At 34.3% G+C, this 24773-nt stretch carries 22 protein-coding genes; 8 read left to right on the forward strand and 14 right to left on the reverse strand.

What is annotated here, in order from left to right; all coding sequences use genetic code 11:
• The first annotated feature begins 94 nt into the window (after positions 1-94).
• The gene (locus RT228_RS00790; protein ID WP_006263046.1) at positions 95-1417 is read left to right on the forward strand and encodes a DNA recombination protein RmuC; all 1323 of its coding nucleotides are present in this window, start codon (positions 95-97) and stop codon (positions 1415-1417) included.
• A 135-nt stretch (positions 1418-1552) separates the two neighbouring features.
• A complete protein-coding gene (mgtE, locus tag RT228_RS00795; RefSeq protein ID WP_006256976.1) occupies positions 1553-2866 on the forward strand; it encodes a magnesium transporter in 1314 nt (437 codons plus the stop codon).
• Between the two features lie 64 nt (positions 2867-2930).
• Here mgtE and RT228_RS00800 read toward each other — a convergent pair whose 3' ends face one another.
• Positions 2931-3134 carry a hypothetical protein gene (locus RT228_RS00800; protein ID WP_006256977.1) on the reverse strand — a complete coding sequence of 68 codons (204 nt, stop codon included), beginning with the start codon at positions 3132-3134 and terminating at the stop codon, positions 2931-2933.
• Between the two features lie 54 nt (positions 3135-3188).
• On the reverse strand, positions 3189-4433 hold the full coding sequence (locus tag RT228_RS00805) for an MFS transporter (RefSeq protein ID WP_006256978.1): 1245 nt from the start codon (positions 4431-4433) through the stop codon (positions 3189-3191).
• 135 nt (positions 4434-4568) lie between these two features.
• Here RT228_RS00805 and meaB point away from each other — a divergent pair, with 135 nt between their 5' ends.
• A complete protein-coding gene (gene meaB, locus RT228_RS00810; protein WP_006256979.1) occupies positions 4569-5666 on the forward strand; it encodes a methylmalonyl Co-A mutase-associated GTPase MeaB in 1098 nt (365 codons plus the stop codon).
• A 26-nt stretch (positions 5667-5692) separates the two neighbouring features.
• On the opposite strand, the gene RT228_RS00815 is transcribed toward meaB, so the two are convergent.
• On the reverse strand, positions 5693-5944 hold the full coding sequence (locus RT228_RS00815; protein WP_006256980.1) for a hypothetical protein: 252 nt from the start codon (positions 5942-5944) through the stop codon (positions 5693-5695).
• A 7-nt stretch (positions 5945-5951) separates the two neighbouring features.
• Positions 5952-7325: an MATE family efflux transporter gene (locus RT228_RS00820; RefSeq protein WP_006256981.1), complete on the reverse strand. Its 1374-nt coding sequence runs from the start codon at positions 7323-7325 to the stop codon at positions 5952-5954.
• Positions 7326-7466: 141 nt separating this feature from the next.
• Here RT228_RS00820 and RT228_RS00825 point away from each other — a divergent pair, with 141 nt between their 5' ends.
• Positions 7467-7994: a hypothetical protein gene (locus RT228_RS00825; RefSeq protein ID WP_006256982.1), complete on the forward strand. Its 528-nt coding sequence runs from the start codon at positions 7467-7469 to the stop codon at positions 7992-7994.
• Between the two features lie 61 nt (positions 7995-8055).
• On the opposite strand, the gene RT228_RS00830 is transcribed toward RT228_RS00825, so the two are convergent.
• Positions 8056-8931 (reverse strand): PPK2 family polyphosphate kinase, encoded by an 876-nt coding sequence (locus tag RT228_RS00830; RefSeq protein ID WP_006256983.1) that lies wholly within the window; start codon positions 8929-8931, stop codon positions 8056-8058.
• Positions 8932-9001: 70 nt separating this feature from the next.
• Between RT228_RS00830 and RT228_RS00835 the strand changes: the two genes are divergently transcribed.
• Positions 9002-9841, forward strand: a complete 840-nt coding sequence (locus RT228_RS00835) for a DUF6929 family protein (RefSeq protein ID WP_313138347.1) — start codon at positions 9002-9004, stop codon at positions 9839-9841.
• Positions 9842-9914: 73 nt separating this feature from the next.
• On the opposite strand, the gene RT228_RS00840 is transcribed toward RT228_RS00835, so the two are convergent.
• The 6 genes from RT228_RS00840 to nhaA all read right to left on the reverse strand — a co-directional run bounded on the left by RT228_RS00840 (position 9915) and on the right by nhaA (position 18176).
• Positions 9915-11114 (reverse strand): ABC transporter permease, encoded by a 1200-nt coding sequence (locus tag RT228_RS00840; RefSeq protein ID WP_006256985.1) that lies wholly within the window; start codon positions 11112-11114, stop codon positions 9915-9917.
• Positions 11107-12228 carry an ABC transporter permease gene (locus tag RT228_RS00845; protein WP_230486142.1) on the reverse strand — a complete coding sequence of 374 codons (1122 nt, stop codon included), beginning with the start codon at positions 12226-12228 and terminating at the stop codon, positions 11107-11109. The genes RT228_RS00840 and RT228_RS00845 overlap by 8 nt, the downstream gene beginning before the upstream one ends.
• Positions 12229-12284: 56 nt before the next feature.
• Positions 12285-13271, reverse strand: a complete 987-nt coding sequence (locus tag RT228_RS00850) for an HlyD family secretion protein (RefSeq protein ID WP_006256987.1) — start codon at positions 13269-13271, stop codon at positions 12285-12287.
• A gap of 15 nt (positions 13272-13286) precedes the next feature.
• A complete protein-coding gene (locus RT228_RS00855) occupies positions 13287-14675 on the reverse strand; it encodes a TolC family protein (RefSeq protein WP_230486141.1) in 1389 nt (462 codons plus the stop codon).
• A gap of 380 nt (positions 14676-15055) precedes the next feature.
• Positions 15056-16687, reverse strand: coding sequence for an ABC-F family ATP-binding cassette domain-containing protein (locus RT228_RS00860; protein WP_006256989.1), 1632 nt, complete (start codon positions 16685-16687; stop codon positions 15056-15058).
• A gap of 133 nt (positions 16688-16820) precedes the next feature.
• Positions 16821-18176: a Na+/H+ antiporter NhaA gene (gene nhaA, locus RT228_RS00865; RefSeq protein WP_006256990.1), complete on the reverse strand. Its 1356-nt coding sequence runs from the start codon at positions 18174-18176 to the stop codon at positions 16821-16823.
• 821 nt (positions 18177-18997) lie between these two features.
• On the opposite strand from nhaA, the gene lipA reads away from it, so the two are divergent.
• Positions 18998-19870: a lipoyl synthase gene (gene lipA, locus RT228_RS00870; protein ID WP_006256991.1), complete on the forward strand. Its 873-nt coding sequence runs from the start codon at positions 18998-19000 to the stop codon at positions 19868-19870.
• Positions 19871-19915: 45 nt separating this feature from the next.
• Entirely contained in the window at positions 19916-20923 is a 1008-nt protein-coding gene (gap, locus tag RT228_RS00875; protein ID WP_006256992.1) for a type I glyceraldehyde-3-phosphate dehydrogenase, read from the forward strand.
• 74 nt (positions 20924-20997) lie between these two features.
• Here the strand turns inward: gap and yajC are convergent, their stop codons facing one another.
• Genes yajC through nusB form a run of 3 tightly spaced genes read right to left on the reverse strand, consistent with a single transcriptional unit; the run spans position 20998 to position 22709 of the window.
• Complete coding sequence (gene yajC, locus RT228_RS00880; RefSeq protein ID WP_006256993.1) at positions 20998-21273, reverse strand: preprotein translocase subunit YajC; 276 nt, start codon at positions 21271-21273, stop codon at positions 20998-21000.
• A 20-nt stretch (positions 21274-21293) separates the two neighbouring features.
• Positions 21294-21743: a DUF1573 domain-containing protein gene (locus RT228_RS00885; RefSeq protein WP_006256994.1), complete on the reverse strand. Its 450-nt coding sequence runs from the start codon at positions 21741-21743 to the stop codon at positions 21294-21296.
• 24 nt (positions 21744-21767) lie between these two features.
• A complete protein-coding gene (nusB, locus tag RT228_RS00890) occupies positions 21768-22709 on the reverse strand; it encodes a transcription antitermination factor NusB (protein ID WP_006256995.1) in 942 nt (313 codons plus the stop codon).
• 251 nt (positions 22710-22960) lie between these two features.
• On the opposite strand from nusB, the gene RT228_RS00895 reads away from it, so the two are divergent.
• On the forward strand, positions 22961-24712 hold the full coding sequence (locus RT228_RS00895) for an ABC transporter ATP-binding protein (RefSeq protein ID WP_006256996.1): 1752 nt from the start codon (positions 22961-22963) through the stop codon (positions 24710-24712).
• The last annotated feature ends 61 nt before the right edge of the window (positions 24713-24773 follow it).

Below are 24773 nucleotides of genomic sequence, written 5' to 3' on the forward strand. Positions count from 1 at the left end.
TAATATAGTTTTGCTAAAATCCATAGCAATACTACACTCTGTTATACAGACATTATTTACTACTTTTGACTATCTAACTTCATTGTCAAAAAACATGTCACAAGAAATATTAATAGGCTTATTAGCTATTCTAATTATCGTTGCTTTTTTTATTGGTAAATCAGGTAAAAAAGAAACTACCTCATCTGGAGATCTTATTAGACTACAAGCAGACAACGACTTTAAAGATAAACTGATAGATCAACTAAAAAGCGAAAAGAAAACAATAGAAGAAAACTTAGAGATTATCCGATTAGATAATCAGGAACTAATAGCACGTATATCTATTCGCGATACAGAATACATTAATTTACAAGAACGATTAGAATCACAACAACAAGAGACTGCTAATCTTCAAGAGAAGTTCACAAAAGAGTTTGAGAACCTCGCTAATCGAATATTAGAGGAGAAAAGTGATAAGTTCACTAAACAAAACAAAGCTAGCTTAGAAACGCTATTATCACCTCTACAAGAGAAAATACAACACTTCGAACAAAAAGTAGAACAAACACATAAAGAAAGTATTGATCATCATGCTGCATTGCGTCAACAGATATTTGGGTTACAACAACTAAACCAAAAAATGAGTCAAGAAACCCTTAATCTAACAAAAGCACTAAAAGGGGATAATAAAATGCAAGGAAACTGGGGAGAGATGATTCTAGAAAGTGTACTTGAAAAATCTGGTTTAGAAAAAGGTAGAGAATATGAAACTCAACAAAGCTACACATCTGAAGAAGGTAATAGACTACAACCCGATGTTGTAATCTACTTACCTGACAATAGACATATGGTAGTCGACTCTAAAGTATCCTTAGTTGCTTATGAACAGTATATCAATACTGTAGATATCGAAGAACAAAAACGCTATCTACAAGAGCACTTAATTTCTTTAAAAAGACATATAGAAGGATTGTCTGAAAAGAATTACCACGAACTATACAGAGGTACAAGTCCTGATTTTGTATTGCTATTTATCCCTATAGAGACAGCCTTCTCGATAGCAATTAACGCAGATAATACACTATACACTAAGGCTTTTGAAAAAAACATCGTCATAGTAACCCCTTCTACTCTATTAGCAACATTACGCACAATAGAAACAATGTGGAGTCAACGCAAGCAACAAGAAAACGCTTATGAAATAGCTAGACAAGCAGGCTTGCTATATGATAAATTTGTTGGACTAGTTACAGACTTACAAAAAGTAGGAAAGAAGATAGATGAATCAAGAAATGAATATGACAATGCCTTCAATAAATTAAGTGAAGGAAAAGGAAACTTGATAACTTCTGTGCAAAAATTAAAAGACATGGGCGCCAAGGCTAAGAAAAGCTTAGATTCACAAATTTTAGACAATGCTATTGATAACCTTTAATTTAAATAGATAAAATATTAAGAGAAGTTTATTTTATTAAAAAATCATTAGAAATTTTAAAGTACACTTTGTATAGATTACCTTTGCATAGTTTTTAAGAAAATATTATACTAACTACTTAATAAGCTTCGATCTATGACTTTTAAAGACATGCACCCAGCAGATATTGCTGAAGCAATTACAGAGATGAAAAGAACCGATAGAAACCTTGCGTTTCTAAAGCTTTCACCTGACTTAAAAGTTGAAGTATTCTCCTTTTTAGATATTAATATTCAAGAGGAAATAGTACGTAGCATGACTAGAGAAGATTATGCAGATGTACTTAATAACTTAGAACCCGATGACCGTACAGAGTTATTAGAAGATTTCCCAGATGAATTAATTAAATACTCTATCAACTTATTAAATGATAAAGAAAAGCAAATTGCACTTAACTTAATAGGATATAAAGAAGATAGTATTGCTCGTTTAATGACTCCTTTATACATACAAACAAAGGCTAACAAAACAGTTAGACAAGTTTTAGATCATATCAAGGTGTATGGTAAAAAAGCCGAAACATTAAACTATATCTATGTAGTAGATGATCACAATAGATTAATTGATGACTTAAAACTAGGTGAATTAGTTCTAGCAGACGAAAATACACTAATAGCAGACTTAATAGACAATACATTTGCTTCTATTACAAGTACTACAAAAACAGAAGATGCTTTTGATATATTCGAGAAATACGATCGTTCTGCACTACCGATTATTACTGAAAGCGGAGTACTTGTGGGTATAGTAACCTTCGATGATATCTTAGATGCTATTAAAGATAGAGATACCGAAGATATCCAAAAGTTCGGGGGTATGGAAGAGTTAGATTTATCTTATACACATACACCACTATTCGAATTAGTACGAAAAAGAGCTGGTTGGTTAATTATATTATTTTTAGGAGAAATGTTAACCGCTTCAGCCATGGGACATTTTGAAGATGAAATAGAAAAGGCAGTTGTCTTAGCACTATTCGTTCCTTTAATCATATCTAGTGGAGGTAACTCAGGTTCACAAGCAGCTTCTCTTATTATACGCGCTATGGCATTAGGAGAGCTAAAGTTAAGTGATTGGTGGTATGTAATGCGAAAAGAGGTTGCCTCAGGAGTTATGCTAGGAGGTATCTTAGGAATTATAGGTTTCGTGAGAATCTTTATTTGGCAAGAAGCAGGTATCTATGACTACGGAGAGCATTGGATTGCTATCGGACTAAGTGTATCAGTCTCTTTACTATTCATTGTGTTATGGGGTACCTTATCAGGTTCGTTAATACCATTTATACTAAGAAAGTTTGGAATGGACCCTGCTACTGCATCAGCTCCGTTTGTTGCTACACTAGTAGACGTTTCTGGATTAATAATCTACTTCTCTATAGCAGCAATGTTCTTATCAGGAAAGATATTATAATAAATAAGTATAACTAAAAAAAAGCGAGTAAACATTTGTGTTTACTCGCTTTTTTTATATAACCTTACTTTAAGGTAAGAGGTTTTTCAGCTTCTAATACAGGAGCATTAGAGTTATTATAAATCTGAGGCTCATTATTTTTATTATAACTAACTAGAGCTTGCTCATACTCTTTTTTATACTTGTCTTTATCTGAAGTCAATTTATCTTTTGTTCCACAAGAAATAAATAATATACTTATTGATAGTGTAATATACGCTACTCTCATACTATCTAGTTTAAAGGTTGATTCTCTTAAAGATAAACTTTAAATTAATAGATACTACTCCTCTTCTCTAAATTTGACTTTTTTCATATTTGGTAACAAAGCTGCTATAATCCCTATTAAAGGTAAATAGGCACAAATCATATAGATATTCTCAATAGAAGTACGATCAGCCCACCATCCTAAAACAGCAGATCCTAAACCTCCCATACCAAAAGCAAAGCCATAAAACAAACCTGATACCATCCCTATTTTACGTGGTAATAGCTCTTGTGCATACACTAATATAGATGGGAATGCTGAGGATAGGATTAAACCGATAATCACAATTAATATACCTGTCCACTCTAAAGAAGCATAAGGTAGTAACATCGTGAACGGAGCTACTCCTAATACTGAGAACCAAATAATATATTTACGTCCTACCTTATCTCCAAAGAAACCGCCTATTAAAGTTCCTGCTGCCACAGCTAACAAGAAGTAAAAAAGATAAACCTGAGCTTGTACTTCACTTATACCAAACTTATCCATTGTATAAAACTGAAAATAACTAGAAATACTAGCTACATAGAAATACTTAGAAAAGATAAGTAATAATAAAACTACAATAGATGTCCATACTCTTAACTTAGAAAGTTCAGGAATACGAATAACTTTCTTCTTCTTACCAACTTGACTCTTTAATACATCTTTATACCATCCACCAATAAAAGCATATACAAATTGAGCAATAAAACCAACAACTAAGAACCATAGTAAATGTTGTTGTCCTTTTGGTAATACAATCCAAGCTACTAATAATGGTGCTAAAGCTGTTCCTGTGTTACCTCCAATCTGGAAAATAGATTGTGCTAAACTACGTTTCCCTCCTGAAGCTACATAAGATACCCTAGATGACTCTGGATGGAATATAGAAGATCCTATTCCTATTAATATAACAGCACATAGTACCATTGCATAAGAAGGGGCGTAACTAAGTAAAATCACTCCAAGCATAGAACAAATCATACCAATCATTTGTGAATAAGGTTTTGGATGTTTGTCTGTATAAGTTCCTACTAAAGGTTGAAGTAAAGAGGAAGAAACTTGATAACAAAAAGTGATCATTCCGATTTGTGCAAATGTTAAGTTATAGTTAGTCTTTAATAGAGGATAGACCGCTGGTACTATAGCTTGTAGAAAATCATTACATAAGTGTCCAAAGCTTATTGCTAATAGAATTGGAAAGACTGTTTTTTGATTTACTGTTTGTTCATTGATTTTGTTTACTAATGTTTTGGGTGCAAAAAGTTTAGTATTCATTACGTCATTTTTCGTTAAGCCCAAATATAATAGGTTGTACATATACTGTCCTAACCGTTCAAATAAATTTCGAAATATGCCTATTTTTAGTACTTTTACCTTTTATCATTACACCAACCCAATAGATTCTTAAAAATGTCACAGCATAATTATAATAAATCAGCGTTAACTGAAAACGAAGGTATTGAACAACCTAATACTACGGATCAAGATGCTATAGCTAAGTTTCAAGCTAGACGCAGACAGAAGATATCTACTGTTGAAATTATTCAGAGAATCATTAACAATGATAAAGTAGCCTTAAGTCAAGGTATCACACTTATTGAGAGTTTAAATCCACTGCATCACGCACAAGCAGACGAAATAGTACAAGGATGTCTTCCTTATGCTAATAAATCTGTCCGCATTGGTATAACAGGTGTACCTGGAGTTGGGAAAAGTACATTCATAGAAGCCTTCGGTCTCTTACTGACTAAAATGGGTAAAAAAGTAGCTGTATTAGCTATTGATCCTAGTAGCAGTATCACTAAGGGAAGTATCTTAGGAGATAAGACACGTATGGAAGAACTAGTCCGAGAAGAGAATGCTTTTATACGCCCATCAGCTTCTGGAGACAGCTTGGGTGGTGTAGCTAGAAAAACAAGAGAAAGTATAATCTTATGCGAAGCTTGCGGTTTTGACACTATACTAGTAGAGACAGTGGGGGTTGGACAAAGCGAAACTGCGGTACAGAGTATGGTAGACTTCTTCTTATTACTTAATCTAGCTGGTGCTGGTGATGAACTTCAGGGAATCAAAAGAGGGATTATGGAAATGGCGGATGCTGTTATTATCAATAAAGCAGATGGTGAAAATATAAAAAGAGCTCATATGGCTAAACTTGATTACAATAGAGCCTTACATCTTTTCCCTAAGAAGCCTTCTGGATGGACACCAAAAGTAAGTACCTGTAGTGCTATTGAAAACACAGGAATAAAAGAAATTTGGGACATCATCACTCAATACACCACATTGACCAAAGAAAATGGTTATTTCGACAACAGACGTCAAGAACAAAACCAATATTGGATGATGGAGACTATAAACGAAAACATATTAATGAACTTCTACAATCACCCAGAAATAAAAGCAATGCTTACTGAAAACAAAAAAGCAGTGCAAAACAGTGAATTATCACCTTTCGCAGCTGCTCATAAAATCTTAGATCTATATTTTAACTCACAAGCTAAATAGTATTGAACTATTTAGCTTGTTCTATATTAATCTTCTTCGTCTAGTTCCTCGTCATCTACGTAACGCTCCATCTCTCTTTCGTAAAACTCACCAGCTTTTACGATCAATCCTTCCATCTCAGCTTCTATCTCAGCTTCTTCAGACTCTTCTATTGTTTCTAAGAACTCTACCTCATCAGTATTTAAGTTGATGATAAATCTAGGGAATTCTAAATGTATAATAAAAATATCCTCTGGATACTCAGTATTATCAGCTAGTACGAATTTTGGTAACTCCATATTAATTCTAATTATTATTTATTAATCTGTTTGACAATTTATGAAAACGCCAGTATAGACATATTGCAGCAGTAGTTAATCCTGCTAATAAACCTATCCATATCCCAGCTGCTCCTACACTAGTATACAATCCAAGGTAAATAGATATAGGAAAACCAATAATCCAATAAGATACAAAAGTAATTCCCATAGGCATATTTACATCTTGAAGTCCTCTAAGTGCTCCTAATGTTACTACTTGTATACAATCTGATATTTGGAATACTGCCGCTACAAGTAATAACGTGCCTGCTAATTTAATCACTTCTTGATTCATTACCGCATTTTCGATGTCATTATTATCTAAAAACAACATTGGAATATACTGATGGAATAAAACAAAAAGAATTGCAAAGCCTGTATAAATAATAACTGCCATTAAGATAATAGACCTCGCTACTACTCTTAACTTCACATAATCCTTTAATCCTCTTTGATTCCCTACTCTAATCATCGCAGCTACGCTTAGCCCACTTGCAAACATAAAAGTCATCGAAGACATACTCAATGCGATCTGATTAGCGGCCTGTGCCTCTGTACCTATCATTCCAGATAACCATACTGCTCCAACAAAAAGTGCTACTTCAAAGAAACTCATCATTCCTGAAGGAACTCCAATTTTTGTAATTTTCAGTAACATCTCCTTTTTGATTTCATGAAACTTAATATGTGATAAGAAAGACTTAAACATCTCTTGTCTCTTCAAAGCGAAATGCATATAAATAATCATCACAATACGCGAAATAAGTGTACCATAAGCTGCCCCTAGCATACCCAATTCGGGGAAAATCCACACACCATATATCAACAAATAGTTAAATACTATATTAGTTAAGTTTGCAATTATCGTTGCATACATAGAATTTTTTGTCTGTGATTTACCATCTGCAAACTGCTTATAAGATTGATACATTACTAATGGAATCAAAGATAAAGCTACAATATCTAAGAATGGTTTAGCAAGGATCGTTACCTCCTCTGGCTGCCCCATGTGCATTAATAGAGGCTTTGCAAAAAAGATAATACTAAATAACACTACTCCTAAAATAGTACATAATGCCAGCCCATTAATAAAAATACTTCTTCCACCTTCTACATCTTTTTCTGCATCACTATGAGCTACTAATGGAGTCAAAGCTGTTGAAAATCCGACACCTAAAGCCACTGCTATAAAAACAAAACTATTTGCTAAAGAAGCTGCTGCTAATTCTGTAGCTCCGATTTTCCCCACCATAATATTATCAATCACCCCCACAATTGTATGACCAAGCATTGCTAATATAATAGGATAAGCTAAACGTATATTATACCCAAATTCTTTATAGTATACTGATAAATTCATTGACAAAAATTTTGTGCAAATATAACTACTGTATACGGAAACTCACTCTCTTAATTACACGAATAAACAAAAACATATTCTCAAACGGCAAGTTTATTGCAGTATATTTTTCTCAAACAACAAAATAAAGACACAATCCTCATGATTAAACTCACTAAAAAAATTTCACTTACAGTGTTAGCACTAAGTGCTATTTTAGTTGCAATGCCAGCTGCAGCTCAAAAGAAAGACAAGCCTTATTACCCTCAGGGATTTAGAGTAGGTTTTGGTCTAAACGGAGGTATGCCTTTAGATTCTAAATATGATGCCGCACTTGGTGTAGATGCAAGAATCCAATATGACGTTAGTCAAAAAACCTCGTTTACTTTAACTTCAGGTTATACTCATTTATTTAATGGAGATGAAGGAGATTTAGGATTAGTTCCAATAAAAGCAGGATTTAAACAGTTTTTAAACAAAAACATCTATGCTATGGGAGAATTAGGAGTAGGTATTGGTACGCACTCAGGAATGGGAAATACCTTTATTTGGTCACCCTCTATTGGTTTTGCTAATCGCTATGTAGATGTAAGTCTTCGTTATGAAAATTACAATGATTATAACACTGATCAACTTGCTGTCCGTGTAGCCTACGGATTTTCTTTAAAAAAGAAAAGCAAAAAGAAATAGAAATAGAAACATAACTGAACAATAAAGCCAATTCAATAATTGAATTGGCTTTATCATTATCTTACTCTTCATTCTTTAATTTCTCAATATACATATCCAGATCCTTTTGAATCTCAGGGTCTAGTTTAGGCAATTTGATATCGTCATATTTACTAAATACTTCTTCTAGTATTTTAGCAAACACATAACGACAATAAGCCTTATCATCAGCAGGTAATACATACCATGGACATTCTGCTGTAGAAGTCCTATTAATAGCCTCTTCATAATACTTTTGATAGTCATCCCAGTACTCTCTTTCTTTAATATCACTAGGTTCAAACTTCCAATTGTGTTTCTCTTTTTCTAATCGACGTAATATTCTTTTCTTCTGCTCCTTCTTACTTAGGTGCAAAAAGAACTTCAAGACTATTACTCCATTATTACTGATATGTTTCTCAAAGTTATTAATCTCTTCGTAACGTTTGTCCCAAAACTCATCTGTTATATCTTCTGCTTTATTAATACCAGGTATTCTTTCATTTAAAACTACTTGTGGGTGAACTCTAGAAATCAATACATTCTCATAATGACTACGATTAAACACAGTAAACTTTCCTCTCTCAGGCAAGGTCACATAATGCCTCCAGATATAATCATGCTCTAGTTCATAAGACGTAGGTTTCTTAAAACTTTGCACCACTACCCCTCTAGCGTTAAAAGCCTTAAAAACTTCTCTAATTAAACTGTCCTTCCCAGCTGTATCCATTCCTTGTATACAGATAAGTACACTATAACGATTATGAGCATACATCACATCCTGAAATTTACCTAAGTTACGACTCAGTTTTTCCACTTTTCGAAATGCCTTGGTCATAGATAGATTTAAATCTGGTACAGTTGATAATTTTTCTAGCTCAACTTTATTGTCTATTCTATATTTTTCTTCTATATTCATTCTCAGAAATTTTTAAGCTTAAATTACTATTTTATTTTAATTTACTCCGCTTTTACATAACATTTATTCTATGAAACAAATTGCACTAGAACTACTTTTCCAGATATTAGGCATTGGAGCTGCATCTGGCTTAGTGTATGATGACAACCAACTCCATATCATTTCTGACAATTCTACTTACTTCTATCACTATAGTTTACAGAATAATCATCTTTATAAAACGTCTTTATCAAGTGATAATCTAAGTCAAGAGAATATAGAGAAAGCTATTAAACCTGATTATGAAGCAATCACTACAGATGGGTTAAACTACTATATTTTTGGTTCTGGCTCTAAACCGAATAGAATAAACTTAGTAGAAGTAAACGGACTGACACACGAAGTCCTTTCAGAAAACGAACTAGACATACTATATGATTCTATGAAGAGTTTTGCTAATCTAAGTGATGCTGACTTTAATATAGAAGGGGTAATTTTTGACAATGATCTATGGTATTTTTTTAATCGAGGAAATGGACCTAAAGGTGCTAATGGAGTATTCGTTGTAAAGGGTAACAACATTCTAAATAATTTTCAAATCACTTATACTCCTATGAAATTACCAAAACTTAATAAAGTACAGACTAGCTTTACAGACGCTATTAAAGTAGAAGACAAGATATACTTCTTAGCTGCTGCAGAAGATGGTCAATCAACCTATGCTGATGGAGAAATAAAAGGAACTATACTAGGCCGTATAGATACCAAAAAACTAAAAGTAGAAAAGACACTAACCATAAGTAACACACATAAATTCGAAGGATTAACCTTATATAGTCAAGAAGGAAAAAACTTAGAGTTCTTACTATGTGAAGATCCTGATAATGACAAAAATGAATCAGGCATATACAAACTATCTATTAAGAATTAAATTTTCCCTTTATATCTGAACAAAAAAAGCAGAAGTAAATACTTCTGCTTTTTTAATTTTATTAGCTCTAAAGCTATATTGAATTAGTTGTTTTCGTTTGTCTTAACCTTCTGTTGGTCCAGACCGCAAAGATAAAATAAAAAATACAAATACCCCACATTTTAATAAAGACATCGCTAATTTCTGTCAGTGATGCTCCGAACTGTGTAAGAGATATAAATCCTTTTACTCCTAACGTACTTGGTACCAATACAGAAACACCTTTTATCCAAGCAGGAAAGGCTATTGTAGGCCATGAAGTACCACTAAGCATTAGAGCTGGAATAGAGAATACTGTAACACTCATAATTGCCTCTTCTCTTCTCTTAAAGAAGTTTACTAAAGTCATTCCCATAAAGGTAATAGACAAGATAACAGGAATCAAAAAGATCATAATCTCAAATATATTTCCTCGTTGGGGCAAATTATAAACATGCATGATAATAAGCACTCCTACTAAAAGTAATATCATTGATATAATCAAATAAGTCAAGGCTCTTCCTAAAGTTAAAAAGACATTGCTAAAACGTCTTTTTTCAGCATAAGAAAAGACCTGAGCAAACATCCCATTCTGACGAAGTGTCCCCCCCATAATCCCCATACCTGTTAACTGTAATGTCTGTAATGCAATAATAAACACTACTGGGATAACGAATGTAGCATATCCAACATTAATATTATAAAGAGGTACAGCTGTGACATTAAATGGACGTCTAGTAGCAATAGCCTGATCCATTGGTGTGCTTTTAGCCATTGCCTTGTTCACTTCTACTTGCGCATTGAACGTTCCCATAGAGACCATCACAGCTCCTATAGTTTGCTTATAATAGAGCATATAAGACGCATCTGCATATACTGAGATAGAAGGGACTTCTCCCTTTTGCATATCACGAGTAAAATCTTTTGGTATCATTATAATACCTCTAATTTCACCTTTATCATATACTTCCTTAGCTGCATCAAAATCACTTGTATGATATACTACCTTTAACTGATGTGTAGCATCTATCATTCTACTAACCTGCTGCCCTAACTTAGCCTGATCGTGATCTACAATTGCTACAGGTAAGTCATCAAAGTTCTCATGTGAGTAGACATAAGAATAGAAGAATCCTACTAACATAAAAGATAGCATATAGGACATCACTACAGCCGAATCCGAAAAGATTAGTTTAAACTCTCGTTTACACGCTTCTGTAATTAAAGCGAAGTTAGCTATTAGACCTTTAAACATCGTATCCTCCTTTCTTCAATTTTTTATAGTACAACGGAATACACAACAATCCTACGCATACAAATATAGCTAGCGTTATGATGTAATTCTGTTGTGTATTATTATATTGAAATCCTTTAATAGCATAATCAACTGTAAAACGCATATAAGAGTGGAATGGAAAAATATAATTAAACCCTCTTATGAATGCACTCATCCCTTCTGGAGGAAACGTATATCCTGCAAAAGAAAAGGCTAGAGCTGCATAAGACCCTCCTATAGTCAATGCTGTTCTAAGGCTAGACATAATAGAAGCCATAAAGAAAGCCATACTCTGACATACCACTACGAAAGAACAAAAGAATAAATTTATAACGAAGATATTTCCTTTAAAAGGAACTCCAATTCGGTAATAAAGTAAACTATTCATCATGAACCCCATTAAACAGAACAGTAACGTATAAGGTAATATTCTACTTATCACAGCTACGAATACTTTATCATTACTCTGTTCTAATAATTGTTTCCCTTTATTATATCTCAACACAGATCCAAAAACATAGATAGAGATGACCATAATAATAATCTGAAATGACATTGGCATAAAAGCAAGTGTCAGATAATACCCATAACTTGTATAAGGATTATACAGCACATGGCTATTAGTACCTGTAGGCACTACAGTAGCCACAGCCTGTTCTGCCATCAGTCCACTCTGTTGTAAACTCATGATCTTTGCCCCTGCAGCTAGATTACCTGCTACCATCTGGAAATCTCTTTGTATTAATCCTGCCGGTAGTAAATACTGCCCATTGTAGTAACACACTACATTAGTATAAACACCTTTCTGAGCATTTTTCTGAAAATTCTTTGGTATTATAATTAGAGCAAACGAATCTCCTCTTCTAATTGTCTGTTGACCTTCTAGCTCATCACTTACTTCATAAGCAATGTCCATACTAGCTGTAGCATCGATCATACGTCCTAACTGACGAGACAATTTACTTTTATCTAAATCTAGTAACGTAACAGGGAGATCTCGTGAAATCCCCTGACTCAGCAGTGACGAATAAAAATAGAATAGCATCACAGGCACGCCTATCATCAAGACAAGCAACCGCGGTGATGTAAACATCCTTTTACATTCACTAATAAATATAGATAAAAAACCTGTTTTAGTCATTACACCCTTTATTTCAAACTACTTTCTAATACTAAAGCACTCATACCTGGTCTAAGACCTTCTACCTTCTTAGTTGGGTAAGCTTTAATTAAGAATGTCTTCATATCAAAATCACCTTTTGTTTTCGTAGCCGTCCATGTAGCATAGTCTCCTTGAGCAGCGATATACTGTACTTCTAGCTCTACCATCTCATCCCCTAAAGCAGGAAACTTAGCCATAAACTTACTTGCCATCTTAAACTTAGGCATTAGATTTTCTTTGATATTGAAATATACCCATACATCTGACAAATCTACTAGATTGACCACAGGATAACCAGAATTCACTATTTCCCCTTTATTAGGCATGATAGTCAATACTTCTCCTTGTTGTGGAGCTTTTACATCACCTTCCCCTTTCAGAGACATTACTTCATTTACAGCACCTTGTGCTTGTCCTACCATAGCTAATGCTGCAGCTTTATCCTCTACACGAGCTCCTTTTTGTACCATTTGATACTTAGCATAAGCCGCTTTCTCTACTTCTTGTGAAGCCTTAAACTGTGTATATGCCTCATCTCTTTTTTGAGCTGGTACTACTTTCTCTTTATATAAATTCTCTACACGATTATAAGTCTTCTCTGCTAACTCTGCTCCAGCTTTTGCTTGTTGCCACATATTATAAGTCGCAGAGACTTCTTCACCTCTTGCTCCTTTATTAGCTTTAGCATCCATAGCTTGTGCAGCCTGTTTAGCTGATTCCGCCTGTAGTAGTTTAGCATCTATCTCAGGAGTGCTTATTTTTAATAATAACTCCCCAGCTTTAACTTGTTGTCCCTCCTTTACTAAAATATCTTCTACACGTCCAGGTATCTTAGAAGCCACATTAATCTGTGTAGCATCTACCTGTCCTTGAATATAGGATTCTGATGGTGCACTCATATACCATAGTGATATAATTAAAATTAAAAGCACTATAACGATAGCAACCATTGCACTTACAACTTTATTTTTCATCTTTTAAAGCTTATATTATTTTGTGTATTGTAAAAAATCATAACTTAATCCTGCTACTTCGAAAAGGGATGCCACCCCTATAGCATAATTATAATTGGCTTGTAGTTTCATTAATCTTACTCCTGACAAATTCATCTCAGCATCCACTACCTCTGTTGATGTTGCAAAACCTTCTGAGAATGCTTTAGTTCTAACACGTAGATACTCCACTGCTAATTTCTCTTGTACATTAAGATTCTTAATCTGATCTTCTTGTTTTTGAATATCTTGATACAGCTTAGCTACTAGCATCTTCACATCACTCTTCGCTTTTGTTTCGAATAATTCTACGCTTTCTCTAGTTGCTTTAGCAGCTTTAATCTCATTCTTGTTTTTAAATCCTTCGAATAACGTATAACTAACACCTATCCCTACTACCCACGGCTTACTATCTTTCTCTCCTATTAAGATAGGGTTATTATGTGCTAATATTGTTTGTCCGAATCCAAATACTGTTGGATAATTAGCAGATTGCTTTACTTTTACCCCTTGATCAGCTAGCTCTTTTTGCAATACTAATTTTTGTAGTTCTGGATAATTTTCTACAGCAGAACCTTGAAAGAAGTCAACGTTCTCTAACTGAGGTATCGAAAAGAAATCACTATCTAACGTAGCTGTAACTTCATCTACTTCTAATGTATTTGCTAAGGCTAACCTTGCTAATTTAGCATCTTTTAGCGCTCCATCTAGCTGTCTATTAGCTTCTGATACAGCCACATCAGCACTCATCTTTTCTACAGCTGCTATCATACCGTGTTCCTCTAGCTTAGTCGCATCGTGTAGATGTTTATTCATCCCCTCTAAGACTGTTCTTCTTACAGCCACAGCTTCTTCAGCTAACTTCACTGAATAATAACGTTGTGCTAATTCAGTGATTAACTTATTCTTCGTTTTTTCTAAATCTTTCTCTCCTATTTTACTCTCTATCTCATGTGCCTTTATAGCTGCGTTAATCTTTCCTCCTGTATAAAGAGGCCAAGTAGCCATAAAACCACCGAAAACCATATCTTTTTTATTAAATGACTTAGACCAGTTACCTAAGACATCTGGATTAGGTAAATGAATAAAATCTCCTATTCCATTTTTCAACCCATTTAGATCTACTCCTAACGATTTGCTAAGATATAGTCCTCCTCCGAAAGCACGCACAGAAGGATAGCGTAGCCCCTTAGTAGCTTGCCATTTATAATGGTGTACTTCTTCCTGTTTCTCTACTGCCTTAATAAGACTATTATCTTGATACATCTTATTATACGCATCTGTAAATGACAGACTCTCCTGTGCATACACAGAACTAGACATACCTATAAAGAATAATACTCCTCCTACTACAGAGAAATAATCCCTTAAATCTAATCGCTTCATGAACATACTTTCTATTTATATATTGCAAATATAGAGACTATACTCCTAATATTATATTTTACGTAAAATTACCTATAAATTTAAACTTTTTTAATACAATTAAAAATGATTAAACGCTCTTTTTAGCAATAAGCTGTACACTATATAGCAGTCTTATTTATTGAATAAAACATCTGCATCAGAGACCCTATATAAAATACTGACCTCATCACTGTAGTAATCAACCCATTACTTATATCTAAAACTATGTATCTATGTAGAATACAACTATTTTATCAAAATAATAAAACTCAAAACATATGCCACTCTATCAATATCCACAAACTAAACTTTAGAGTACAAAAAAAAGAGCAATCCTTACTGACTGCTCTTTTACGATTTTATTTTTCGATTTCTCTTAAGTTCTCCATTTTCTTATGTGCTAAGAATCCTTTGATATCTTCGAAGTGTTCTTTCACTCGTTTATTTCCAAACTCAAATACCTTCTCTGCAAGACCATCTAAGAAATCACGGTCGTGAGACACTAAAATCACGGTTCCTTCGAAGTCGCGCAAAGCTTCTTTAATGATATCTTTCGTTTTCATATCTAAGTGGTTCGTTGGCTCATCCAGAATCAATACATTATAAGGTTCTAACAGAAGTTTCACCATCGCTAAACGAGTTTTCTCTCCTCCTGATAACACTTTTACTTTTTTATGAATATCATCACCAGAGAACATAAATGCTCCTAAGATATTTTTTATCTGTGTTCTGATATCTCCTTCTGCTATTCTATCTACTGTTTCGAAAATAGTCAAATCTTCATCTAATAAAGAAGCTTGATTCTGTGCGAAGTAACCAATCTGTACATTATGTCCAATCTCAGCTTCACCTTGAAAATCTATTTCTTTCATGATCGCTTTAATCATAGTAGATTTACCCTCACCATTCTTTCCTACAAACGAAACCTTCTGGCCTCTCTCTATTACAATATTTGCATCTTTAAATACAACGTGATCTCCATAAGACTTTGACATCTCTTTTACTACCACAGGATACTGTCCTGAACGTGCTGCTGGTGGAAACTTCAAACGAAGTGCAGAATTATCAATTTCGTCCACTTCGATGATTTCAAGTTTCTCAAGCATCTTTACACGAGACTGTACTTGTAAAGTCTTAGAATACGTTCCTTTAAAACGTTCAATAAACTCTGTTGTCTCTGCGATCATCTTTTGTTGCTCCTCATACGCTTTTAGCTGATGAGCACGTCTATCTTGACGCAATACTAAGTAATCAGAATACTTCGCTTTATAATCATAGATTTTACCCATCGTTACTTCAATCGTACGATTGGTAATATTATCTACGAATGCACGGTCGTGAGAGATAACCATCACCGCCTTAGCTTGGTTGATTAAGAAGTCTTCTAACCACTCGATACTTTCGATATCCATATGGTTCGTAGGCTCATCTAATAAAATCAAATCTGGTTTTTGTAATAAGATTTTTGCCAACTCGATACGCATTCTCCATCCACCACTAAACTCTGATGTAGGTCTATTAAAGTCTTCTCTAGTAAAACCTAATCCTTTTAATATCTTCTCTACCTCTGCCTCATAGTTCACCTCTTCGATAGAATAGAACTTCTCACTTAACTCAGATACACGCTCGATTAGCTTCATATAAGCATCACTCTCATAGTCAGTACGCACTGTCAGTTGCTCATTGATATCATCTATCTCTTTCTTCATAGAGAAGATACTTGCATACGCCTTAGACGCTTCTTCCATTACAGTACAGTTATCTTCAGTCAATAAATGCTGTGGAAGATAAGCAATAACAGCATCTTTTGGTGCTGAGATATTCCCTGTAGAAGGTTTATTCGCTCCTGCTACTATCTTTAATAAAGTAGATTTTCCTGCCCCATTTTTTCCCATTAAGGCAATCTTGTCGTTTTCATTGATTGAAAAATTGACACCACTAAATAAAGTAGTACCACCAAACTGAACTGAAATATCGTTAACTGTAATCATGTAACTCTGTATATCTGTTTTGAATTAAGTTGCAAATATAGTATTTGTTAAGTACCATCTACTACATTTTAATTAATAAAAAAAGCTCTGTAAAACTAAATTTACAGAGCCATATATCTTTATAGTATCATCACTAGGCTTCTTCTTGAACTCCCGTTTTCTTACCACACATAAATAGTAGTACATATCCTATGATACCACCAAGTCCTGAAGCAATTAGAATACCTAATTTTGCTTGATCTGGGAACTCTGGATGCAGATTGATATCAAATGCTAATTCAGTAACGAATAACGACATCGTGAACCCAATAGCAGCTAAGAATCCTAATCCTAATAAATTAAGATACGTCATCCCCTTAGGCATTGCTACTACTTTAAGTTTGATTAATAACGCTGTTAGTCCTGATACTCCTAACACTTTTCCTACTAATAAACCGAATGCTACTCCTAATGTCACAGCACTTAATCCACCATCTCCGATACTAATCGGAATAGCTGCATTAGCTAACGCAAACACAGGCATCACAAAGAATGCTACGAAATTATGCATGCTGTGCTCTAAACGAATAGATGCTGGTAACGCATCTGTAGCCAAATCTTTAATATCATGGACACATTCCATCTGATCTCCTGTAAGATTAGGAATCTTATCGTCTGGATCTATTTTACTGAAACGGTCTCTTAACTTGTTTAATTTTGCTACGAAGTATGACTCGTGTACTCTCGCTGTACTCGGTATAGCGAATGCCGCTAATACTGCTGCGATAGTAGCGTGTACTCCTGATAATAAGAAGCATAACCACACTCCACCGATACCGATGATCGCGTAGTATATCGTGTTTCTAATTCCCACTAGATTACTGATTACTAATAATCCGAAGAATCCTAATCCCATACCTAGATTAGCTAAAGATAAATCACTTGTATAGAACATTGCGATAACTAATACTGCTCCTAAATCATCTGCAATCGCTAACGCTGTCAAAAACACTTTTAACGAAGTAGGCACTTTATCACCTAATAAATATAATACTCCTAATGCAAAGGCAATATCTGTAGCCATCGGGATTCCCCATCCATGTGCTGCATCAGTACCTCCGTTAAACACAATATATACTAGAGCTGGTACAGCCATACCACCGATAGCAGCGATAATAGGTAACATCGCCTTCTTAGGTGATGATAATTCTCCAGTAGTTAACTCACGTTTTAATTCTAAACCAACCACAAAGAAGAAAATAGCCATCAGACCATCATTCACCCAATGTTTTAAAGAGTGGTTTAAAGTCATATCATTTAATGAAAACCCAATATGGTTATCATCCCAAAAACTCATGTAAGCATCTGCCCATTGTGAATTTGCCATAAAAATAGCAAATACAGCAGCTAAAAATAATACTACCCCACCAGATGTAGATTTGCTCATGAATCTACTCATGGGTTTTGCAATCCACTTGTCTGCAGGTGTCTCTCTAATTTGATCTTCCATTATGTTGTAAAATAAATAATAGCGAATATATATTTTCTCCGCATTTTACACAAATTTATACTGCATTTTTTAAAAATAACTAAATTTACATCAGCAATAAACTTTTTATTTTAAATAATTCACATTTAACAATAAAATAGAATTGTTCCTTAAACTCCTTGCTCTTAATACAAAAAAACATTACTTTTTTTATCAATCCAAAAAATATCTCCTAACCTTTTCGTAGACTGTTTAAAAAATAAAGAAACTCTACGGCTATCATATTCTAGCCTGTCTTGTTATTTTTCAAAGGAATAACAGCCAAAATTATACAAACACTACTTTTATTTTTTTTGTCTTAAAGTTTGTTATTTTCGCCAATAAAACTACTGTTAGTAAATACTCATCATCACCTTATAGCCCTCACTAGCTAATTTTTCTATTTCGTCTTACTATACTAGCACATTGCTAGGGGTATTCTTGCACATTCCTTCGACAAAATGGCCTTCTAGGCAAGCAAACCCCAAGGATACTCCTAGCAAACCCCTAGAAAGTGCAAGCCAAATGACATCGGGATCAGATGTATCGGATGGGGTTCTTCGCAGACTCAGAAGGACAATAAGAGCGGATGTGTAGGATGGATTCTTCGAAAGCTGAGAAAGACAATGAGAACAAATGTGTACGGTGGGATTCTTCACATACACAGAAGGACATAGCGAACAGAAATACACTAGTGTAAAGTCACAGATTATGAATCAGTGACAACATGATAACTTTTAGCATATATTAATAATGTATAACTCTTAAGATTAAGTATATTTGTACTTTCATAAACTCATACTATGGATACAATCTTAGACTCAAATATAGAACCTAAAGCTAAACCAAAGTGGCTTCGTGTAAAACTTCCCACTGGAAAGAAGTACACTGAACTTAGAGGTTTAGTAGATAAATATAAACTGAACACAATCTGTACTTCAGGTAGTTGTCCTAATATGGGAGAATGCTGGGGAGAAGGAACTGCTACATTTATGATATTAGGAAATATCTGTACGCGTTCTTGTGGATTCTGTGGTGTAAAGACAGGACGTCCTGAGACGGTGGACTGGGATGAACCAGAGAAAGTAGCGCGCTCGATCAAATTAATGTCTATCAAACACGCTGTAATCACTAGTGTGGATAGAGATGACATTAAAGATGGAGGATCTATTATCTGGGCAGAAACTGTACAAGCAGTGAGAAGAATCAGCCCTGGTACTACAATGGAAACCCTGATACCAGACTTCCAAGGAATAGAGAGAAATATAGATAGAATCATAGAAGTAGCTCCAGAGATTGTCTCTCACAATATGGAGACGGTTAGAAGACTGACTCGTGAGGTACGTATTCAGGCTAAATATGATCGAAGCCTAGAAGTACTGAGATACTTAAAAGAAAAAGGAGTGAATAGAACTAAATCTGGTATCATGCTAGGACTAGGAGAAACGGAAGAAGAAGTAATCCAAACTATGCATGATCTAAGAGCTGTTAACCTTGACGTATTAACTATCGGACAGTATCTACAGCCTAGTAAAAAGCACTTACCTGTGAAGGAGTTTATCACTCCTGAGCAATTCGAGAAATACGAAAAGATAGGGCTAGAATTAGGATTCAGACACGTAGAAAGTGGTGCCTTAGTTCGCTCATCTTACCGAGCGCAAAAACACCTTTTATAATATAAATAAGGTCGCGTTCTTCGCGACCTTCTTCTTTTTACACTTATGAGTAAAATAAAAATAGCAATAAATGGTTTTGGTCGTATAGGCCGCAACCTTTTTAAACTCCTTTTAGATCATCCTACCATAGAGGTAGTCGCTATAAATGATCTGGCTGATACGCAGACTATGTCACATCTACTAAAATATGACAGTATACATGGTATACTGAATAAAGATGTAAGTTATGACAAGGACCATATCATCGTAGCTGGTAAGAAAATAGCATTCTTTAGAGAAAGTGAGATATCTGGTCTAGACTGGAAAACGTTAGATATAGACTATGTCATAGAAGCTACTGGACGTAGAAAAACCTATCCCCTATTAGAGCAACATATCCAGCAAGGAGCTAAACGTGTCATCTTATCTGTACCACCAGAAGACAATGTTATCAAGACTATCGTACTCGGTGTAAATCACAATATCTTGACAGGAGAGGAACTTATCATATCTAATGCGAGCTGTACGACTAACAATGCTGCTCCTATGGTCAAAGTAATTAAAGAACTATGTGGTATAGAACATGCTTATATCACTACAGTACACTCTTATACTACTGACCAGAGTCTACATGATCAACCTCATAAAGATCTGAGAAGAGCTAGAGGGGCTGCTCAGTCTATAGTCCCTACTACTACAGGAGCAGCGAAGGCACTGACTAAAATATTTCCTGAATACGAAGGCAATATTGGTGGGGGTGGTATACGCGTACCTGTACCGGATGGATCATTGACAGACATAACCTGTATCGTCAAAAGAAAAGTAGAAATAGAGGAAATCAATGCTGCATTCAAAAAAGCAGCAGAAGGAGAGTTAAAAGGAATCTTAGCCTATACTACAGATCCTATAGTCTCTGTAGATATCTTAGGGAATACAAACTCGTGTCTATTCGACTCTCAACTCACTTCTGTCTTAGACAAAATGGTAAAAGTAGTAGGATGGTATGACAACGAAATCGGTTATTCTTCTAGGTTGATAGACTTGATTACTTATTTCGAAAAGATTAAGAAGTAATTTTCATCTAAAAAAAGACATAAAAAAAGCGTTATCAATATATTGATAACGCTTTTTTTATAGTGCAATGAGAATTACTTCTTCTCATTTAATTTTTGACTCATTTCCATAGAGATCGCAGAGCGCTCCATTTGTAGCTTACCAGCCATCGTCTCGATAATTACTGTAGTTTCGTGTAACTCATTGATTCTACCGTGAATTCCAGACTTAGTAACAATACGATCACCTACTTTAATACTAGCTTCATAAGCTTTCTCTTGTTTCATTTTCTTTTGTTGTGGGCGAATCATTAAGAAATAGATTACCACAAACATTAAAACTATAGGTAAAAATTGTTGTAAATTTTCCATTTGGTATTATTTATAGATTATTAATTACTACGAAGACCTACGTTAGCTTTAATCGTAAGTGTCTCATTTCCTTTTTTTGTATTCGTAACCAAAGTTACTGTTTTTTGTTGTTGTCCTTCTGCCCCTGTTTGAAACTTAACAGTTAATTTTGAAGTTTCTCCTGGCTTAATAGGTGTTTTTTGATATTCTGGAACTGTACATCCACAAGATGCTGTAGCATTAATAATAACTAAATCAGCCTTACCTGTATTCTTTAATTCGATCTCAGTAGTTACAGATTCATTATTTGCAATATTACCGAAATCATGTACTGTTCTGTCAAAAACAATCTCAGGATACTCTCCATTAGTTCTAGTACCTTCTACTTTAGCTGCATTCTCTCTGTCAATCAAGCTAGAAGCAGCATTGTTCTCTTTACAAGAAACTACTGTAAAAGCTAACCCTAATGTTAATAATAAAATTTTTCTCATAGTTCTTTACTTAGTTTAGAAAGGTTATAGCAATCCTTTACCGATTTTATTAAGTCTATTCTCCTCGTTATAAACTTTAGAAATATTATCTAATACTCCATTGATAAAAATACTACTTTTTGCTGTAGAATACTCTTTTGCAATCTCTAAATATTCATTAATTGTCACTTTTACTGGAATAGAGCTGAATTTTAAGAATTCACAGATAGCCATTCTCAAGATAATCGTGTCTAATTCTGCAATACGCTCAGGGTCCCAATTAGGTGTTTTATCTTCAAACTCTTTTGTTAACTCTGCAAAGTTCAAAATCGTCTTTCTATAAAGATTAACTGCAAACTCTTGGTCTTCAGAATCTTTATAAACCTTAGGTACGATGAACTGTACATCTCTTTCTTTTAACTTGCGAAGTTGTTTTTGGATCATGGTATTCACCACAGGAATATCGTCTAACCAAGTTAACTTACTATCTTCTAAGAACTCATAGATTTTCTCATTAGGAGCGATAACTTCTGTAAAGATGTCACATACGAACTGACGATCGTCTTCAAAAGTTACTTCACTCTTAGCCATATAAGCTTTAAAGAAAGTACTCTCTTTCACTTCGTCCAATAACATTTGGATATAGTTATCGTGTACTTGCCATGTAGTTATCTTCTTCTCCTCTATCTTATTCGATATAGAAGTAGAGCTTTCTAATAGGTCTAGAACTCTGTTCTCGATAAAACGCTTGCTTGGGTTTCGTTCTGCGGCAGTAGCTAAATGTTTTTTTTGTGCTAAGGAGATATACTCGACTTCTTTTTTTCTAATCTCTACTAAGGTAGTAATCATTAATAAGTATAGGTCTTGTATATTCTCTATACTATTGATTAGAAACTTTTCTCCTGACTGAATTTGTTCAGAATTACTTTGTTGCATTGCATAAAGCGTTTGCATAACCTTTATACGAATGTGTCTTCTGTTTAACATGCTACTTAAGAACTTTAAAAAAAATAAATTATATGTTGTTTGTATAACGAGGGCAAAGGTATAAAAATATACTTTTAATCAAATCAGAAATTTAATAGAACTATATAATTTAACTTGAATTTTAATAATTTATTTAAAACTCTAAAATTTAGGATCTCTAATAATCCTTTATCTTTGCAAAGCTAGACAAGCTTTTTTTGCCTAGTTTTATCAATTATTAAAAATGCTTCTATATAGCATTTATCCCAAGTATGAGCGCATTAAGTCAATTAAATAAGTATTTCTATAAATATAAATATCGTTTCTTAATAGGTGTTATTATTACTATAGTAGCACAGATATTTACATTATACACCCCTAAACTAGTCGGGGACTCTATCCGTACATTAGAACAGATGACTGTCTTCGACAAAGAGGAAGTGACCTCTATCCTACTAAATAATATTCTGTGGATACTAATCACTACATTAATAGCAGGATTCCTAACCTTCTTAATGAGACAAACACTGATCGTGATGTCACGTCATATCGAGTTTGACTTAAAGAATGATGTCTTTAAACATTATGAGGTGCTATCTCAGAGTTTCTATAAAAGAAATAGAACTGGAGACTTAATGAACCGCATCAGTGAAGATGTCGGTAAGGTAAGACAGTATGTGGGACCTGCTGTAATGTACTCTATCAATACATTAATCCGTTTTGCTGTAGTACTGACACAGATGTACTTAATCTCTCCACAGTTAACCCTGTATTCGTTAGTACCACTTCCATTGCTAGGATATTTTATCTACAAATTAAGTAAACAGATCAATGAGAGAAGTTCTATCTTCCAAGCTAATCTATCTAAACTAACTACTTTCTCACAAGAGATGTTCTCTGGAATAAGAGTAATCAAAGCTTATTCTATAGAACAAGAAAAGCAAGACGAGTTTAGAACACTAACACAAGAGAGTAAAGACAAGTACTTAAACTTAGCGAAGTCTAGTGCTTTAATAGCTCCTCTGATGATCTTCTTAATCGGGTTAAGTAACTTAGTAGTGATCGCTGTCGGAGCCTTAATGTTCTTCAATGGTAGTATACCAGACATCGGTATTATCGCTCAGTTTATCCTGTACATTAATATGCTGACATGGCCTATTGCTTCTATTGGCTGGGTATCTTCAATGATCCAAGAAGCAGAAGCTTCTCAGAAGCGTATCAATGAATTCTTAAACGAACAACCTGAGATATACAATACGAATCCTAACCCAACTAACGTAGAAGGGAATATCACCTTTGACAAAGTGTCATACACTTATGAAGATACAGGTATACAGGCTCTAAAAGACGTCTCTTTTACTTTAGAAAAAGGAAAGACACTTGCTATATTAGGTAAAACGGGGTCTGGTAAGTCTACTCTACTTACGCTAATCAGTAGAATGTACGATGTCACTAGCGGAAATATCTATATAGATAACACACCTATCAAAGACTGTAATCTAAAGGATCTGAGAAACAGTATCGCTGTAGTACCTCAAGATGCTTTCTTATTCTCTGATACCATCAGTAACAATATTAGATTTGGTAAAGAAGATGCTACTGAAGAAGAAATCATCGAAGTAGCTAAAAAGGCTGTTGTACACGATAATATCACTCAATTCAATGAGGGATATAACACTACGCTAGGAGAAAGAGGGCTTACGCTATCCGGAGGTCAGAAACAACGTGTTTCTATCGCTAGAGCACTGATAAAGGATGCTCCTATTCTAATTTTAGACGATGCATTATCTGCTGTAGATACAGAAACTGAAGAGAAAATATTGCAAAATCTAGAAGAACACAGCAAAGAAATCACGACACTAATTGTCACACACAGAGTTTCTTCTGCTAAGAATGCAGACCAAATAATCGTACTAGACCACGGTCAAATCGTAGAACAGGGTACACACAACGAACTTATTCATACTGAAGGATACTATAGAGAGTTATACCAAAAACAATTAAATGAAAAAGAATTATTATAAATAGTTGGTTTATTAAGTTTTTTTTTAGACTTTTGAATGCTATATGAACAAATCAATTAAT

The organism is Myroides sp., from assembly GCF_032073645.1.
In the GTDB taxonomy this organism is placed as follows: Bacteria; Bacteroidota; Bacteroidia; order Flavobacteriales; family Flavobacteriaceae; genus Flavobacterium; species Flavobacterium odoratimimum.

Bases quoted from the DNA above. Each gene is read 5' to 3' on its own strand.
- RT228_RS00790 (WP_006263046.1), top strand. From the start codon at position 95: ATGTCACAAGAAATATTAATAGGCTTATTAGCTATTCTAATTATCGTT.
- mgtE (WP_006256976.1), top strand. From the start codon at position 1,553: ATGACTTTTAAAGACATGCACCCAGCAGATATTGCTGAAGCAATTACA.
- RT228_RS00800 (WP_006256977.1), bottom strand. From the start codon at position 3,134: ATGAGAGTAGCGTATATTACACTATCAATAAGTATATTATTTATTTCT.
- RT228_RS00805 (WP_006256978.1), bottom strand. From the start codon at position 4,433: ATGAATACTAAACTTTTTGCACCCAAAACATTAGTAAACAAAATCAAT.
- meaB (WP_006256979.1), top strand. From the start codon at position 4,569: ATGTCACAGCATAATTATAATAAATCAGCGTTAACTGAAAACGAAGGT.
- RT228_RS00815 (WP_006256980.1), bottom strand. From the start codon at position 5,944: ATGGAGTTACCAAAATTCGTACTAGCTGATAATACTGAGTATCCAGAG.
- RT228_RS00820 (WP_006256981.1), bottom strand. From the start codon at position 7,325: ATGAATTTATCAGTATACTATAAAGAATTTGGGTATAATATACGTTTA.
- RT228_RS00825 (WP_006256982.1), top strand. From the start codon at position 7,467: ATGATTAAACTCACTAAAAAAATTTCACTTACAGTGTTAGCACTAAGT.
- RT228_RS00830 (WP_006256983.1), bottom strand. From the start codon at position 8,931: ATGAATATAGAAGAAAAATATAGAATAGACAATAAAGTTGAGCTAGAA.
- RT228_RS00835 (WP_313138347.1), top strand. From the start codon at position 9,002: ATGAAACAAATTGCACTAGAACTACTTTTCCAGATATTAGGCATTGGA.
- RT228_RS00840 (WP_006256985.1), bottom strand. From the start codon at position 11,114: ATGTTTAAAGGTCTAATAGCTAACTTCGCTTTAATTACAGAAGCGTGT.
- RT228_RS00845 (WP_230486142.1), bottom strand. From the start codon at position 12,228: ATGTTTACATCACCGCGGTTGCTTGTCTTGATGATAGGCGTGCCTGTG.
- RT228_RS00850 (WP_006256987.1), bottom strand. From the start codon at position 13,271: ATGAAAAATAAAGTTGTAAGTGCAATGGTTGCTATCGTTATAGTGCTT.
- RT228_RS00855 (WP_230486141.1), bottom strand. From the start codon at position 14,675: ATGAAGCGATTAGATTTAAGGGATTATTTCTCTGTAGTAGGAGGAGTA.
- RT228_RS00860 (WP_006256989.1), bottom strand. From the start codon at position 16,687: ATGATTACAGTTAACGATATTTCAGTTCAGTTTGGTGGTACTACTTTA.
- nhaA (WP_006256990.1), bottom strand. From the start codon at position 18,176: ATGGAAGATCAAATTAGAGAGACACCTGCAGACAAGTGGATTGCAAAA.
- lipA (WP_006256991.1), top strand. From the start codon at position 18,998: ATGGATACAATCTTAGACTCAAATATAGAACCTAAAGCTAAACCAAAG.
- gap (WP_006256992.1), top strand. From the start codon at position 19,916: ATGAGTAAAATAAAAATAGCAATAAATGGTTTTGGTCGTATAGGCCGC.
- yajC (WP_006256993.1), bottom strand. From the start codon at position 21,273: ATGGAAAATTTACAACAATTTTTACCTATAGTTTTAATGTTTGTGGTA.
- RT228_RS00885 (WP_006256994.1), bottom strand. From the start codon at position 21,743: ATGAGAAAAATTTTATTATTAACATTAGGGTTAGCTTTTACAGTAGTT.
- nusB (WP_006256995.1), bottom strand. From the start codon at position 22,709: ATGTTAAACAGAAGACACATTCGTATAAAGGTTATGCAAACGCTTTAT.
- RT228_RS00895 (WP_006256996.1), top strand. From the start codon at position 22,961: ATGAGCGCATTAAGTCAATTAAATAAGTATTTCTATAAATATAAATAT.